Here is a 16,498-nt window from a genome sequence, read left to right as displayed (position 1 = left end):
TTCATTCCCCTCCCAAAGCGATAAAATCTTTCGACTTCACGGAAATTCCATCACTTGAATAAGGGACGTCCTTGTAATTCACGATAATTCGCCTTCCGTTCGAATAGGTCGTTTCGAATACATCCTCCGTCAGCTTGCGGTGCCCTACAATAAATTTGTTATGCAAACCGTTTAGTGCTTCATTGTATTGCTGGTATAAAGACACCATTTCTTCCATCCAATCATTATAATTGGTGCTGTAAAAGTTACTTAATGACCTGGACTTCAACAGCTTATTCGAAAGCGCATGCGTAATTAAAAACGATGGCTCAGCACCGTATTCAATACCCTTCAAGTAATTGTTTTTATAGTCTCCATTCAGATTGGCATAATTGTGTGAATAGGATACGAGCCCATGCAATGCTATTTGTTCGAAAGGTACGATACGATCGACAAACATATCATACGAATAATCGCTAAACATGCCATACATATGATCAACATAACGGGCCGTATACATATTGCCTGCATCTACTCTTACACTGCCGAGTGTTTCTTTTGTTTTCTTCATAATATTTTGTTGTACTTTTAGAGCTTCCGGCCGCATCACTGCGATTTTCTCGTTGTAATCCGAGTTAAGGAAGGTACCGATCGTATGCCCATACAAATAACCATCTACATTTAATGGTTTGACCTTATCTAAATCCTTATCTATAACCTTCTCCATGAACTTCGGACCGACGATCGTAAGAGCTGACACTGTTTTGTTGGTAAACTGTACGACTGTTGAACTTAAATCTCTTAATCCATCCCTGCTTTTTCGGAAGCCATTTCCTCCGGAGTTGTTAAAGGAATACGCGCTGCCATCCAGATAGACTGGAAACCCTTTGGAATGGGCGTAATCGACGAATGTCTTCATACCGCCATTGCCCCCAAGTTTACCGTCAACTGGAAATTGAGACCCGTATTTGCTATAACCTCCTTTTTGCCAACCCATATAGGCAATCGACATTTGCTCAACACCAAGACTGTTCAATTCCTGTACAATACCCTTGGCCTCAGAGGTTGTCGTAAGTGGTAAATAGGAGTCCCAGAGAAAGCCCTTTTCTATATCTCCTCCAAGCAGATTTAGATGCAGCGGTATTTTCTCACTGTTGCCTTGCAGTTGGTTCATACCTGATTCTTCCATCAAATAAGTTCTGTAGCGAACCGCCAAATCAACATAATCTGGATTGTCACCACTGATAAAGTAATAGCGCGTAGCCCGGTCACCGCCAATCAGGTCTTGATTATACGTATAAAAACCATTAAATCCTTTCTTGTCAGTTGTTTGGAAAAACTTGAACCGGAATTGGTGCTCTGTTGTAGCCCAATTGTATGCGCTGAATGACTTGGATGGAACGGCAAATATATTGGCGTATTCTGCACCTTCTTGCACAATACCGAGTACGGCTTGTTTACCTGATTTAATACCGAAAATCGGCATTTTGACTGGTTGCCTTTTAGAGAAACTAGAGCTGTAAGCCCAATCATCACCGTAGACACGTTCATTGTAGAAGTTGATCAGATTCGGCTGATCCTTCTTAAAATCGATCAATGCGCCCGGTCCATCAGGGATAAGTAAAAACCCATTCTCATGATCCGACGTCTCCGCTCCGAGGAACGGGAACAAACGAATAGCGACAAGTCTAGCTTTCCGATCTTTTGTTTGCCCAGATTCTGTTTCCGAAATGATTTTCTCGTCTATAAGTCCGTCTTGCAATATATTGGTTTCTACATAATCATCCTTCAGCCTTACCTGTACAGGAATGACAAATCCAAGATTAGGAAGCTCGTATACAATTCGGAACCCATCCTCTGTCTTCTTAAATGATGTCACTTTACCTTGTTGTGCAATAAAATTCGATTCAACATCCAAATCCTTTCGGACATTAAATTCTACATAACGCATCATAAAAGGAGATTGTAAATGTTGTTTCCAAGCTGCCGTAGTTTGCTCATCGCTCCATCCATCAGGATTAGGATAAGACCTCCATATCTCTCCGGATGATTTATCTGTCACGGCAAAATGTCCGGTTTGTGGATCAGCCTTTAATTGTAGCCGGTCACTCTCCGCCATAGCTTCGAAAGAGCTCTCATCCGGTAACGGCGATTTTAAGACGTCTCCTTGACCGCTTTGCGCAACTACAGTTTTCACTGGTTCTTCTTTTACCGCATCAGTAGTTGTTTTAGTAGCTTCCGTTTTCTGCTCTACTGTCGCTGATGACTGCGCATCTGCCATCCCTGTTGCCGTCTTTTTATCGTTGGACTCTGCAGCTACAATCATAATCGTGACGGAGGTGATCAGCACGACTGCTAACAAAGTAAGTAACAGCCAGCGTTGTCTAAAAATCCTTTTCATCACATCGTCACCTCCTGATAAATCGTATAAATGAAGTTAAGCAACTGGGAGGACAAGCCGATAAAGATGAAGATCAGCACCCACAATATAATTATGGCAAAACTCGTCAGCAGCACATTAACGATCGTCTCTCCAACACTATAATTTTGGAGGGATTGGATATTCCAAAAAAACAACATGCCGCTCCATATGACCATAGCCATTTCAAGAGATTGATAGATGGATGATTCACTCATCGTCATGACATTGGATACAAGAGCTAAAGGCAGCCCTAGCATAGCAATCGGCATCAATGCGTAAGCACTCCCTACGAAAACATCCTTAAAGCGAGCCTCACCTTGATAAATAGAGCCAATTAAAAAATTACATACGACCCATGAAGTCCAAGTAACGATAAAAATCGTCAAGATCGAGGTGCTGCTTTGGTCCGCTTTTGGAATTGGATTAAATGTGAAGCTTGTATAATACGTTTTGACCAAAAGCATTACTACTACGGTAACAAGTAGAATTATGGCGCTAATATAGCCCCCCCGATTCAAATATCGCAAATCACTAAACCCTTCCAGTGGGTTCTTTAAGATGAAGAAGGCATGCTTGAGTTGTCGAATCAGATTGAATTCCTTCCACTTCTTTCGGAATCTGCGCTTGAGCCGGGATTGAATACGCGTTTTTTTATTTAGCCACGACCAAATCATACATGCGATAGCAAAAATAACTACACTATTAGCGAGCAATGGAAAATTCTTTTGGAACCATTGCAGTCGAAGTTGCCAAAATGAATCAGAATAACCGGTCGAATCACCAGCCAACTTGTAAAGCTGCCGCGCTCGTTCAAAGTCTCCTTTATAGAAGGCAGCTTGTGCCAGCCCTTTGTAAGCAGGTGAATACAAGGCGTTCAATTTAACCACATTATTCCAATGACTTTCACTTTCCTGATATTTACCCTCCTGCGACAGCTTATAAGCGGTATGAACCGCAGCTCCGAATTCGGTTGGCTTGAACACTTGAAGTAGATTAAGTGCATCGTCCAATATAAATAATTCGTTTTTCGAATTAGAAGCGACTGCCACTGGACTTTGATTGATGCCAACCTGCGGTGTACCTACAGAGACCGGACCGACCCAATAAAATAGTATTTTCCCCGTTGAATCGTACTGCAGCACAATATTTCCATTTTTATCGATAACCGTCATATTACCGTTCCGATCGACAGTAATATCGGCTAATTCCTGTTCCTTTTTCAATGAAGTGGTGTATCTGGTTTTCTGCCCAAACGATAAATTCTTCCACACATTATTGCCGCGAATATTTAGTTTTTTCACCTGCTCAGATGACGATCCCGATACGGAATAAATGAATCCATCCGAATCAAGGTCAACACTGCGGATGGTGGACGGCAGCAGGCTAACTTGTCTACTTAGCTGTTCCTTTGTGTAGAAGGCGACTCGTATTTTTTCCATCCAACTAGCATCTGTCGTATTCGTCCCGAAAAACCCATAAAACTCTCCACTTGGATTGAGTTGAACGATCCCTTGATAACTACCGCTGGACACTAGGTACAAGAAGCCTCTCTTGTCGACAACCATATTCTTTGGCTCGTAAATAAAAGTGTCATTGATGAATTTTGATTTCGGACGCAAATATTGTTGTACGAGCTTGCCATCCTTATCCAATCGAACGATTCGTTTATTTCCAGTGTCAGCAATATAAATTTCCCCATTGCCCGTAACGAAAATACCTTGCGGCTGATTTAGCGGACTGTCCGGTATCGTCAATACTCGAACAACCTCTCCATCAGGAGAAAAATGGACAATTCGGTTATTATCCGTATCTGCGATATAGATATCATCTTTGGAGTCAATAAAAACATCTTGCGGCCTTTTAAGTGGTGAATATGTTCTTTCGCCTTTTTCATTCACGATATATATATCTCGCGCTATTACCTTTGACGGTGCATAAGCAGGCTGCGTATATATGGTCCGATTATAGCTGTCCTTGGATAAGGTTGTATAAGGAACCTCCGCTCCCGCCGTTAGTGGAAACACGGTCAACGCAATCAAGCAAACGAGCGCAAGGACGATCTTGTATTGGCTTCGATAAGCGTGCATCGTTTCGCTCCCTTTCGTTTACTTGATTCCTGAATGCGCCATCGTGGCGATAAATTTGCGCTGGTTGACTAGAAAAATGATTAGCGATGGTAAAAACATAATGAGTGCTCCCGCAGCTGCTGCACCTTGTCTAGCAACTGAATTAGCCAAATTCGATGTCAATGTGCCCATGTAGAAAGGCAATGTTTTCATCGCATCGTCCTGCATGAACAGCGCTGACGTTTCGGAATTACCCCAAGCGCTTTGGAACGCGATTATTGTAATTGTCGCCATAGCTGGCGTGACCAGCGGAATAACGATACGTAAAAAAATACGTACTTCCGAAGCTCCATCAATTTTGGCCGCATCGATCAGCTCATCCGGAACTTGATCCATAAACTGTTTTAACAGAAATACTCCGACTGGCAGAGCGATCATGGGCAGAACATGCCCGAGATATGTATTCATGATTCCTAAGCTTTGAACAACAACATAACGAGGTATTGCAATGGTCTCCGTGGCGAATAAAAGTGAAACCATAATCGAGCCAAAGAACAACTTATTCCCTCGGAACTTATGCTTGGATAGCGGATAAGCACATAATGCCCCAGTAAACACCATTCCGATTGTAGCGAGAACTGTCACGATGACACTATTGAAAATATAACGGCTTACCGGAATAGCTGTACTTTGTGTCAGCGCTAACAAATCAGTGAAATTTTGTAATGTCGGCTCTTCTACGATAAATGTGGGCGGGAACAATAGCAGCTCGTGAAGAGGTTTAAACGCATGATTAAACAAATAAACGAGTGGCAGCAGCATGAAAATAGACAGAAGTGTCAACATAATCAATATGACGATTTGTGTTCGATCGATACTCTTTACCTGTGAGAGCAAATCTTCAAGAAAATATACAAATCTCTTGCTAATAGTGGGTCGGCTCAGCTTCATTCCTCATCCTCCTTCGGAGCGAATAAGAGGCGGAGCAGTTGATTCAGCAGCAACATAATAATGAGCAGCACGATTGAAATAGCACTCGCATAACCAAGTTCATACCGTATAAAGCCGTAATCGTCGATATGGCTAATCATCAATTGGCCTGCATAGTCCGGTGTTGGATTACCTGCCATTGATGTGCCGACTCCCCCCGATTTCAGTGTACCTACGATAGAAATGACCGCTGCAAACAGCATCTGCGGCTTCATCGACGGTATCGTTAAATACCATATTTCTTGCAATCTGCTCGCAATACCGTCAATTTTGCCCGCCTCGTAGAGCTGCTTGTCGACACTTAGAATACCGGCGAGCAAAGCAAGGAACCCGATCCCCATACTGCCCCAGATCGATACAAGAATCATAATGTTCATTAAATAATCTTTATCCGCAAGAAACAGGATCGGCTTCTCGATCAAACCAAATTTCAGTAAGAAGCTATTGATATACCCAGTACGATCACCAGTAAATGCCACCTGCCAGACGACACCGATCGCAATTCCTCCCGTCAATGAAGGAGCATATATTGCCAAGGCGTACCACATCCGTAAAGTGCTTGGCAGTTGAGCGATAAACCAAGCTAGCAAGAAAGCGCATATATATCCTAATGGCCCTACAAATAATGAGAATTTGAACGAATTGGGCAAGACATGCTGCAAAAAAATAATATCCTGTGAAAATAAGTTTTGAAAGTTCAGCCATCCAATCCAAGTCGGAAATTCGATCGCGTTAAAATAAGTAAAGCTCAGCATGAGCCCTACCGCGATAGGTATGACGATAAAGATGGCGAACATTGCAAAGAACGGCGTAATAAATAAATAAGATAAACGGTCTTTCCATATATCGGCCAACAAGTCAACAATCTTCGACTTCGTATCTCTCTTAACTTTTCGTACTACGACTTTTTGTTCCGGGAGATGCTGCGTATTCGCATGCACTTTACTTGACATATTGTTCCGCACCTTCCCAAGGCTCCACGATCTGCGGCAAATCTAGCGTCTTTAATGCTTTGCCGTTCTCGTCGATAATCCTGAATTCTCTTTGCTTCCGGATAAGCTCCCTATTGATTTCTCTCACTGCTTTCTCTAACGAGAGTCGAGGCGTCTCACCATCAATTACCGCACGGTTCCATGCAAATCCTAGCTCACGTGAAGCCATATAACCGCCAGGTACATTTGGGAACTCCTTCATCCATCGCCACTGTTCAAGAAATACTTCCAAATCGTCAGGGTTCCACGGCATATTGGCGAATGCCGTTATATTCGAAGAATTCCAGCGAAACGCTTCACCGCTATACTGTTCGAGATCCAAGCCAAACTTCGTCTGGATTTCATCCGATAAATACCATTGCAAAAATTCCCAAGCCTGCGTCCGCTTCTTCTCTGGAGTCGCTTTGAACATCATTGAGCTTACCGATTGCGAGCCTCCAATCCAGCGGGAAACCGTGCCATCTTCACTTACTGTTCCAGGCACAGGCGCAATAGCCCAATCTTCCATAATTTCCGGCGCGGCAACTAGCAGCTGCATATATTGATTAAAATCTGCGATCCCAATTGGAATCGTTCCTTTGCGGAACTGATTGTAGAAGCTTTGTACCTGCTGCTCTAGACCATGCATATTGAACAGATCAGTCCAGCGTTTAAAGGCGTTGAAGGCTTCTGGTTTATTAAGCGCAGTCGATAACCCATCGGGTGTAAACAAATCCGCACCGTTCTGGAAAAACAAATACGAGAAATCACCAGGTTCGATAAAAAAGTTGTATTCATTTTGCAGCAATGTCGGGATCATATTGTAAACATCATCCCATGTATTCGGCACTGTCAAATCGAGCTGCTTTAAAATATCTTTTCGATAAAATAGCACTTTAAAATTCATGGTTTCCGGCAAACCATAATATCCTCCATCATAATAATACGGCTGCATGGTACCTGGACTGTAACGCTTCAACACCTCATCGGCCCCAGGCAACTTCGATAAATCATAGGCCGCATTTCGCAAGGCAAGTTCATAGGGCATACCGCTTGAAACACCAAGCGCTACATCTGGAATAACTCCGGCTGCATTACCAAGAATAAGCAAATCCGGAGACTGCACTAAATTGATCTTTACTTTAGTACCGTATTTCGGCGTAAACTCCGTATCCACTAGTGTCTGAAGCTCATTAACGTAATCTCGACCCCAAAACATCCATACGTCGATTACATCGCTCTTTTTACCGCTTCCGATCGAATTGCGATCATCGAAAGAATACGCTAGTGATGAGAACATCCCTTTCAATTTCTCCCACCATTTCGCCGTCATTTTTGGAAAATCCACATCCACGGGGGCGATAACAATCTTATCGAGCTCAAGTGGACTATCCATCAAATCTCTGCGCTGACTAACTAGTTTTTCCTGCAGTGTTCCGATCGCCAACTGACTATTTGGAATGGAATTCGGATTACTCAGCATATCCTCGATATCTTTGGCGCTCGATAGAAACGATTGAGAGATTGAATCTACCCTTCCATTCAATATGATCATCTGATCAGAAAGCTCATGCAATTGGGTTTCCAAATGATGTAAACGATCCGTTATTCCCGGTATATCCTTCTCAACATCCCAAACCCGATAACGATCCTCTCGGTTGCCTGTAGCCGTCCGTAGATCAGCCGATACATCGCGGAATTCGTCCAGCATACTCTCCATTTGAACAAGAAGTGGCATATAGGGCTCATAATTAGCCTCAATTCGAAGGGTGTGATGGCCTTTAGTCAAATAAAACGAATAAGGCTTGCCCTCCGTATCTTGCAGAGTTATCCCTTTCCAGCGCGAACTATAAGGGAATGGATAGTGTAGAAGTTCTTTGAACGGAACTTTACCGTCGATTGATATTGTCCGATAGACAGACAAATTAGAGCGAAAGTTCTGGTTCGCGCGCATGCCTAATTTATATAACCCGTCCTCAGGGACGTCGAATTCCCAAGTAATGGCTTGCCCGCCTTTATACCAACTCCAGCCCCCAGCCGTATTGAATTTTATCGTATTCAGCGACTTTGGCGTCGTTAAAGGGTCGCGATTATATTGAACTTGAATCGAAGAAGCATTTTTCATACTGAATTGTTCAGCTTCGAGTTGTATGACTGAGACACTGTCTTGAGTTGGAGATGCAGGCTCCGCTTCTTTAACATCCTTGTAAGAGGGAATCGCTGCTTGAGGCTTCAACGTAATCGACTGCAGTGCAAATGGCTGCAGCATCGCCTCTATGCGAATGATATTATTGCCCTTCTTGAAATGCCAAAGTGTTGGCTCTGCGTACGCTCCATTTGTATCCCGCAACGGCATAACGTTCCAGTCTGTCGTTTCATCGATCAAGGATCGTATCTGATTGCCTTTGTCATCATATTTTTCCGGTTTACGATCGCTAAAGCTTCTCTCTAGCATCATCGACCTGGCTTCCACATAGGGATAAGAATCGTTCAACTGAACAGCTAATAAAATGCGCTGTAAACCGCCGCTTTCAGCAACAACAATCGGGTTATACATGGCGTTAAGCTCATATAAGCCCGCTTGCTCTACATTTACTTCGTACTCAACCCATCCTCTTGACTTGGAGAGCAGCAATACATTATCTTTCTCCTTGTAGGAGCCGACCTCGGCATCGTTTGATTTTCGTGAAAATTGACTAGAGGTCACTTCTATGGTCTGTGTCCCCGCTGGAACACTATCTTTCTCCCATTGCTTATGAACCTCGTAATAGAATGGCTCATTTCGTTCAGGAGAGAGACTGGACGGCAGCTCACTTTCCTCATATACTGCTCTGGAAGTCGCCCCTTCCTCTGCATAAGCCATCGAACTCCCCTGCTGATGATGCGGGGCGCTGATGATCGTAAGCGATAATGCAACGAAGGTCATCAGACTGACTATTTTCTTCACATTTCGTCTTGCCATCACTTTCCCTCCAGTCAATCCGTCAACAGTTTTTCCGTTTCCCTATGGTAGAACAGTGCTTTATCCATATCGAGTGCAACTGTCACTTTCATACCATCATTGAAATGATAGCGAGGGTGCGCTCTAGCAACGAATAAACCTTCCATGCCAATATCGAGATGGTAATATCGGTCAGATCCGACAAACTCATCGAATTCCAGCACTCCTGAGATGAGTGCGTCCGTGTGCTTCTCGATTTCACTCTCCTCGAAGCTTATATGCTCTGGACGAATGCCCAAGATAACGGTTCTATCGATCAGATTTTGCTCTCTCATCTGACTCGCTTGTATATCCGTTAGCCGCAGCGCAAACCGTCTAGTGTGAAATTCTAGAATGCCTTCCGCCACAACTAATTTACCTGGAATAAAGTTCATGGGAGGATTTCCGATAAAGTTGGCCACAAAGATGTTGTTTGGACGATTGTAAACACGTTCTGGTGTATCAACCTGCTGGATGACACCTTTATTCATAACGACGACCCGATCCCCCATCGTCATTGCCTCAATCTGATCATGAGTTACATAAATCGACGTGACTCCCATTTTTCGGTGCAAGCTAATAATTTCTGATCGCATTTGCACACGCAGCCGCGCATCAAGATTTGATAGCGGCTCATCATACAAAAAAGCCTGCGGAGTGCGAACAATCGCCCTTCCTAGCGCGACACGCTGTCGCTGTCCCCCAGACAATTCCCTTGGTTTGCGATCGAGAAAAGTTTCGATTTCCAATACACGAGCCGCTCGCTTCACAGCTAAGTCGATCTCGTGCTTAGGCTGCCTGCGCAGCCTTAAGCCAAAAGCAATATTCTCATACACGCTCAAATTTGGATATAGGGCATAATTTTGGAACACCATCGATATATCTCGATCTTTAGGCGAGAAATCATTGATGACATTGTCACCGATATATATTTCCCCTTCCGATATATCTTCGAGTCCAGCAAGCATTCGCAGCGTCGTAGACTTCCCGCAACCTGAAGGTCCTACAAAAACGAGAAATTCACCATCTTCGACATGAAGATTAAAATCGTTAACAGCCACATCTTTATATTTCCCGTATCGTTTATACACATGGTTGAATAATATTTTGGCCAACGACTAATCTCCCTTTCGCAACCTGCAGGGAGGAGCAAGCCCCTCCCCTAGCAGTTTATTATTCGATCATCCGGGTTTACCTACAGTTGCATTTACGTTATTTCAATGCTCCGCTCGCTAATGCTTCTTTAATTTTGGCTTCCGATTCTTCCTTCACTTGACGCAAGAACGTAGGGATATCCTTGTCAGAATCGGCGAACTTAGCTAAACTACCACCTAAATCAACATATTGATCATACCTGCTGAATTTTTCTTTCGGGAGAGCCGGCCATACTTTGAAAAAAGCACCTGTATTTTTACCTGTATACTCTTCACGGTCAGTTCCGTACAATTTACGAATTTCTGGATTGGAAACCGCAGGGCCAGAAGCCATCTTCTTCACAATATTCGACTGATTCTCATCCGACATATACTCTGCAAGCACTTGAAATGCCTCGTTTTTATGCTTACTAAATTTCGTAATAATCATTGGAGAAGTACCGATGATTGGACCGTTTGTTGGCGCGTCTGCCCACACCGGAATAGGAGCAACATCCAAATTTTTTCTAAACTCAGCGTCTCCCAAGCCCAAGAGAGATCCATTCCAGTACACAGAAATCGCTGCCAGCTTTTCCCTGTAAAGGCTTTTTCCATTAGTGTGCTCACCGATGATACCTGGAATGCTATAAAACTTTTTCAACCATTCAAAGTATTTTGTGAATCCAGGATCTGTCGTAATGCGAACTTCTCCTGTTTCTGGATCCGTTTTATTCAAGGCCATTTCTAATAATGGAACCAACGTATCTCCATCCTTAGAACCATAGCCAAACTCCAGCCCTACATATTTTTTCCCATCGCGTTCAGCCGTCATTTTGGCAGCTAACTCGAGCAACTCATCCCATGTCATGCTTTTTTCTGGATCCGGATATGCAACACCGAATAGGTCAAATATTTCTTTGTTGTAGTATAGTGATATCCCGCCTTGCCCATCAGGGAATCCCATAAGTCTGCCCTCCGGATCTTGAGCGCGAAGATAAGCGACAAGTGATGGATCCAGCTTTGATTCGTCAAAATTATTTGCTGCCATCAACTCGTCCAATGGTTCTGGAAGATCGAGACTGTTTAACGGTGCAAAGCCATGATTTCCGATAATAATATCTGGTTCAGCCCCAGTAGCGAATAGCTCCTGCAAGCGTTCATACGTAGCTGCAGCATCCATCCATTTAATAACGATGTTTTCCAGCTTTTCATCAAGCGGACCAAACCGATTATTAAACTGCTCCTCACCCCACGGATAAGCTACAGAGATCGTTACAGGCTCAGCCGGCGGCTCAGGCTTGGCTGTCTCAGCTGCAGCCGTATCTTTCGGCGCTGCGGTCTCTTGGGGTTTATTACTTGGCTTATTACTTCCTCCATTTGAGCATGCACCGGTGATGAGGGTTAACAGTACAATGATACTGATGAGTACAACTTTGTTTCGTAAAATGTAGTTCATTCAAAATCCCCCTTTTTCAAATAAATGCGACTATTAAATCTTTCGAGCAGCTTCCATTCAGACTAGCTTAACGCCATGTATGGAACCGTTATCACATTTTGTAAGCGTAGTCATTTTCCTTTAATCTTTTTCGTTCACCTCACACCTCGTTTACTCCTCTTCGGAGCAACGTTTAATTCCTCCTTTGTTTCTTTAAGAAGTAGAATAGCGGATGTTATGAAGTGGATAATCATTTTCTAAATTGATCATAACAGGGATCCTGTGAAGATACGGTGAGATCTGTGTGAATTTGCTGTGAAGAACAGTACAAAAGTAGACAATAAGAAACGTAAAGACAGCAAATGTTGTCATCCCTTGTCAGTAATCCCCTGAAAGGATAAAACACCGACTTTGTATAAAATATACAAGGTCGGTGTTCATTTTTGAGATAACTTGTCTATAACCTTGCCTTCGTTTGACCCAAAATCATCATGAAAGCCAATTGAATTCCCGTCATGACGTAAGCGGAAACGATCACTCCTACGATCACCGCCTCTATACTCCACAATCGGTGCAGCAGAAGGCTGAGTAACCCCGAACTAACATACATAACAAGTATGGCAGCGCTGGTTTGAGATAACGAGCTTTTGAAATACACTCTACTTTTTCCAAGCACTTGATCCCAAGACAACCGATCGACAACCATCGTAAACTCTAAATATATAAATACGATACGAAGCGCAATAAAGACGAGTAAGGAAAGAAAGAGCCCTGCCGACCCAAGAAATGCCGTTAATCCAAGTGTGAAACCTATTTTTAATAAATAAACCATCATATTATATAGGAGGAAGTGAATAAAGAAGGCTTTTCCATTGCGAAAGAACTGTGCCAAATTTGGTTTATTATCCGATGCTATTGTATGTAATCCTGTGATATAACCACCTTGAACAAAACAAAGAACGAGCAACAAAAGAAAAATAACTACAGTGGAAACTGCAGACCCCTCTTGACCAAATATTCTTAAAAAATCCATCGTATTGGCGAATAAAGGGATATTGGATAAATGACTTAATGATGGTAAGCCCATATTGAGCAACCATTTCAATGACCACTTCTGTTCTCCGCTAAACCCACCGAGCTTCCACCCTGCCAACAAAGCAAAGATATCTAGAACAATTGGGTATAAAATGATTGTCCAGTTTCTATTCAACTGGGCATACGCATTACGGAAGAGCATGACCTTACCTCCTTAGCTTGCCGGTTCATCCAAGACTTGGCGATCCGCTTTATAGACGATCGGTAACCGAATTGTGAATGTTGAGCCTTCCCCAAGCTCACTCTCCACGCTCATCACTCCACCATGTGCCTCTACGAGAACACGTGCAATGCTAAGTCCAACGCCAAGTCCACCACTATCTCTTGAACGAGACTTATCCACACGAAAAAAACGATTAAAAATCAAGGATAAGTCTTCGCTGGAAATACCAATACCTTTATCCGAGCAGTAGATCACCGCTTCATGCTCCTCTGGCACCAGACCAATTTCGATACGCCCCCCGCGAGGGGTATACTTGATCGCATTTGAAATAATATTGGATAGCACTTGAATCACCTGATCCGGATCAATTTCGGCATAACATGGAACATACACCTGATGGATAGTAAAAGTAATGTTTTTATCTTGAGCAAGGAAAAAAAAGTTCTCATGAACACCCTTCAGCAGCATCATCATATCGACACGCATTAAGTTTAAAGTAAAGCGTGCTCCTTCAGCCTCAGATAACCTTTCCACATCTTTCACCAGACGTGACAACCGCTCTATTTCCGAGAAAATCTTATTCATATTACTTTCTGTTAAGGGATAAATGCCATCTGACATCGCTTCCAGACGCGAGAGCACAGACGTTAGCGGTGTACGAAGCTCATGAGTCAGATCCTGCATAAGTTGTTTGCGCCACTTCTCCTGTTGTTTAAACTCCATTAACACATAATTGATTGTCTGAACCAATTCTACATGTTCTAGTGTGCCGACTAGCGGAAGCTTTGCTTCAAGATCGCCACTCAATATCCTATTAGCCTTTTTCCAGCTCGTTCGAAGTGGTCTGGACAACTTTAGAGCTAGAAGGAAGCTAATAATTAATGAAATCAACAGCATACAGTAAAAGACGTTTCTTGCGTATTGCAGTGCATTATTATTCAAAATCGTGAAGTACGGAAAAAAATTATCTTTGCTCAGATCGTAATATATCGAAAGCTTGCCTATAAGCTCGCCATCAGTAATCATAGGAAATTCTACAACGTAGGGTTTAGACAAAGGATGCTGATCAGTAAGTGAGTCTAGCCATACTTCATTGCCAGAAGCGCTGGTATACCGCACCCAGCTTGAAAATTGCTCAGACAAGCTGTATGCCCAGGAAATTTCTTGTTCAGTCGGCGGCTCCTTTGTTATTTTGTCATGGAAGGAGTAAGCTAATTTAAGACTTTGATCCTTTAAATACTCCGTTTTATATTTGGTTAGAAGATGACCCCATAGCACATTAAATAGAATATACATAGTAGTTATCAATAGGATAGATAACGCTGCAAGGACAATAAAATAGACAGGCAACGTTTTTTTAAATACAACAGGAAGCTTCATCATTCGTCATCTGGCTGAAAATTGAATTTATATCCAGCCCCAACCTTTGTACTAATGTAAGTGGGAGCTTTAGGATCCTCCTCCACTTTTCTACGAATGTTTTTGATATGTGCATCCATAGTGCGATCGTCACCAATAAAACGGTATCCTTGAACCTCAAAGGATAAATCATGTCTATTAAACAATTTTCCCGGGTTTTTGGTAAGAATGTTTATGATTTTAAACTCTGTTAGTGTTAAATTGACAGATCGGCCGTTAACAATGACTTCTTTGGACTCAAAATAAACAATAAATCGGCCGCGATTGAATTTTTGGACTGCTTTTCCCGGTGTGATCAACTGTATCCTTCGCTGCAGAGCATATATACGAGCAATTACTTCTTTCATACGAAATGGTTTGGTAATATAGTCGTCCGCTCCTAAATTCAAACCATTAATCGTATCATTTTCATTTGATTTCGAAGTCAACATAATGAGAGGCACATTCGAAAACTGTCTAATGCTTCTACATACTTCTTCACCTGAAATTCCTGGAAGCATCAAGTCCAACACAACCATATCAAAACGTGTTGTCCTTACCTTCTCCAAAGCATCCTTCCCATTTTTGGAAACGGTTACTTTCCAACCTTCATTTGCAAAGTAGGATTGCAGCACGTCTCGTATTGATGTTTCATCTTCCACGATTAGTATCTCCATGTTTTATTTCTTTCCCCTTTTCATGAAGCTTCATCGAATGATTTATTAAAAAAGGACATCTTTATCCTCTAAGAAAAAAGAAGGTTACGACATCCATAATACCCAGATAAAGGCGCACCTTTGGTTTTATCGTATCCCTCAGCTTGCCAATCGTCAAGGATATTTCTATGGTTTCACTCTATGTAAACAAAGAAAAAACGAGTGATGAGAGCTCCAACCCTGTCGAAATGGTTAGCATTCTCTTACTCACTCGTTGCTAGGTTCATGCTTTTTTATAGTTAATGATTACGAATCAGTCACTTTTTATCCACTTGCAGCAGCGTTATGTTCTTAATCGAAAATGTATCTTTAATCTTCTCTTCCGAAATGACATTCAATTTAATCAAGCTTGCTATCTTGGATGAATCCGGTTTGGATAACATACGCCATAGTTCTAGGTCAGGCAGCGACTCGTAGAGCTTATTATCGTCGTATTCCTTCCGTTCTTGACGGACAAGCTTAATCCGATAGCTTCCGACCTCAAGATCGGAAACATCCTGTTCTGCACAATGGCTTATGATCTCGCTTCGTAATTCTGTTAGTTCTTGTTCTATCTCTTTCTGCTTTTGCTTCAATTGATAAAAGCGTTTAACCTTATTGTCCACTTTATTCACTCTCCTCTTAACACATATTTATGCCGAGGAGGCTTAAATTAAGACAACAAAGCCAGTTAGGATTTCAAAGGTTACTCTACGCTATTTAATAACAACTTTTCTTCAAAACCACCTCGTTCTTCTTTTTTGGATAGTCTAATTTTTTCAAATTCCGCTATACTGACGTTATGATTATCTAATATCGCATAAACAACCTCCACTAAATCAGCTAATTCCGCAATTTGTTCCTCACCGCTAGCTACTTTATATTCATCTAGTTCCTCTTGAAGTTTAATAGTTAGCATTTCCATATATTCATCCTCATCCAATATACTAACCTTAGCTTTTTTACCTGCTTCCTCTATTATCTGTGGAATTTTATCCCGTATTAGTTTGTTATAGACAATCATTAATCCATCCCCCTTTTCACTGATTTAGCAAATACAGTAGCAAAGACTTTTGAACATGCATCCTATTTTCTGCTTGTTGATAGATAATGGACCTCTCAGACTCAACTAACTCTTCTCCTATTTCAAATCCCGGATGGATAGGCATTT

The 16,498-nt window shown here is 42.3% G+C and carries 13 protein-coding genes; all 13 read right to left on the bottom strand.

The window, feature by feature from the left end:
• Position 1: 1 nt before the first annotated feature.
• Positions 2 to 2,380, bottom strand: coding sequence for a DUF5696 domain-containing protein (locus tag AC0YN7_RS01885; protein ID WP_475808481.1), 2,379 nt, complete (start codon positions 2,378 to 2,380; stop codon positions 2 to 4).
• Positions 2,380 to 4,488: a YIP1 family protein gene (locus AC0YN7_RS01880; protein WP_475808248.1), complete on the bottom strand. Its 2,109-nt coding sequence runs from the start codon at positions 4,486 to 4,488 to the stop codon at positions 2,380 to 2,382. The genes AC0YN7_RS01885 and AC0YN7_RS01880 overlap by 1 nt, the downstream gene beginning before the upstream one ends.
• Before the next feature lie 18 nt (positions 4,489 to 4,506).
• Positions 4,507 to 5,418 (bottom strand): carbohydrate ABC transporter permease, encoded by a 912-nt coding sequence (locus tag AC0YN7_RS01875; protein WP_475808247.1) that lies wholly within the window; start codon positions 5,416 to 5,418, stop codon positions 4,507 to 4,509.
• On the bottom strand, positions 5,415 to 6,410 hold the full coding sequence (locus tag AC0YN7_RS01870; RefSeq protein ID WP_475808246.1) for a carbohydrate ABC transporter permease: 996 nt from the start codon (positions 6,408 to 6,410) through the stop codon (positions 5,415 to 5,417). Before AC0YN7_RS01870 ends, AC0YN7_RS01875 begins: the two co-directional genes overlap by 4 nt.
• The gene (locus AC0YN7_RS01865; protein WP_475808245.1) at positions 6,400 to 9,390 is read right to left on the bottom strand and encodes an extracellular solute-binding protein; all 2,991 of its coding nucleotides are present in this window, start codon (positions 9,388 to 9,390) and stop codon (positions 6,400 to 6,402) included. Before AC0YN7_RS01865 ends, AC0YN7_RS01870 begins: the two co-directional genes overlap by 11 nt.
• Before the next feature lie 14 nt (positions 9,391 to 9,404).
• Positions 9,405 to 10,523 carry an ABC transporter ATP-binding protein gene (locus tag AC0YN7_RS01860; RefSeq protein WP_475808244.1) on the bottom strand — a complete coding sequence of 373 codons (1,119 nt, stop codon included), beginning with the start codon at positions 10,521 to 10,523 and terminating at the stop codon, positions 9,405 to 9,407.
• A 97-nt stretch (positions 10,524 to 10,620) separates the two neighbouring features.
• Positions 10,621 to 11,997 (bottom strand): ABC transporter substrate-binding protein, encoded by a 1,377-nt coding sequence (locus AC0YN7_RS01855; protein ID WP_475808243.1) that lies wholly within the window; start codon positions 11,995 to 11,997, stop codon positions 10,621 to 10,623.
• A gap of 436 nt (positions 11,998 to 12,433) precedes the next feature.
• The gene (locus tag AC0YN7_RS01850; protein WP_475808242.1) at positions 12,434 to 13,213 is read right to left on the bottom strand and encodes a hypothetical protein; all 780 of its coding nucleotides are present in this window, start codon (positions 13,211 to 13,213) and stop codon (positions 12,434 to 12,436) included.
• Positions 13,214 to 13,225: 12 nt separating this feature from the next.
• Positions 13,226 to 14,617: a sensor histidine kinase gene (locus AC0YN7_RS01845; protein ID WP_475808241.1), complete on the bottom strand. Its 1,392-nt coding sequence runs from the start codon at positions 14,615 to 14,617 to the stop codon at positions 13,226 to 13,228.
• A complete protein-coding gene (locus tag AC0YN7_RS01840) occupies positions 14,614 to 15,309 on the bottom strand; it encodes a response regulator transcription factor (protein WP_475808240.1) in 696 nt (231 codons plus the stop codon). Before AC0YN7_RS01840 ends, AC0YN7_RS01845 begins: the two co-directional genes overlap by 4 nt.
• 296 nt (positions 15,310 to 15,605) lie before the next feature.
• Positions 15,606 to 15,953 (bottom strand): hypothetical protein, encoded by a 348-nt coding sequence (locus AC0YN7_RS01835; protein WP_475808239.1) that lies wholly within the window; start codon positions 15,951 to 15,953, stop codon positions 15,606 to 15,608.
• A gap of 80 nt (positions 15,954 to 16,033) precedes the next feature.
• Positions 16,034 to 16,351 (bottom strand): nucleoside triphosphate pyrophosphohydrolase, encoded by a 318-nt coding sequence (locus AC0YN7_RS01830; RefSeq protein ID WP_475808238.1) that lies wholly within the window; start codon positions 16,349 to 16,351, stop codon positions 16,034 to 16,036.
• A gap of 16 nt (positions 16,352 to 16,367) precedes the next feature.
• On the bottom strand, positions 16,368 to 16,496 hold the full coding sequence (locus tag AC0YN7_RS01825; protein ID WP_475808237.1) for a hypothetical protein: 129 nt from the start codon (positions 16,494 to 16,496) through the stop codon (positions 16,368 to 16,370).
• Between the last annotated feature and the right edge of the window lie 2 nt (positions 16,497 to 16,498).

It is taken from the genome of Paenibacillus sp. J31R122, assembly GCF_056269185.1.
The sequence above is the reverse complement of the archived record's forward strand: the minus strand, read 5'-3'. Positions and strand labels throughout refer to the sequence as shown.